Source organism: Stenotrophomonas sp. YIM B06876 (assembly GCF_030711595.1).
Classification (GTDB): Bacteria; Pseudomonadota; Gammaproteobacteria; order Xanthomonadales; family Xanthomonadaceae; genus Stenotrophomonas.
The window spans coordinates 1-305 of sequence record NZ_JAUJUJ010000672.1 but is presented as its reverse complement, the minus strand read 5'-3'; the positions used below and the strand labels follow the sequence as shown (position 1 = coordinate 305).

General features: G+C 62.0%; 1 protein-coding gene. It reads left to right on the top strand.

Annotated elements, in window-relative coordinates; genetic code table 11:
* Nucleotides 1–115 precede the first annotated feature (115 nt).
* On the top strand, nt 116–305 hold a 190-nt coding region (locus tag QZH66_RS18960), incomplete at its 3' end, for a hypothetical protein (RefSeq protein ID WP_305807313.1).

Genomic DNA, 305 nt, shown 5'->3' with positions numbered 1-305 from the left:
GTGCGAAAAATGTGCTGAAAGTCCTAATATGGTGCTCAGACCTGCGCCTGCGCTGGCTTTGGAGGCTCACACGGTGCGGCAGGACTTGTGCCCCCGTTGATTGAGGAGTTCTCTTATGCAAAAACTTTCCATTCGCTCTCTTGCCGTCGCTGCTGCAGTGGCGGTCGGCAGCCTCGCCATGGTGGCCTGCACCACCACGAACGAGAATGCCCAGGCCTCGAACCGCTCGGAGCGTGCCTCGCTGGAGGCGCAGACCAACGCCACGCTGTCGCGCCTGTATGACACCGCGCCCGGCTCGCGCGAAA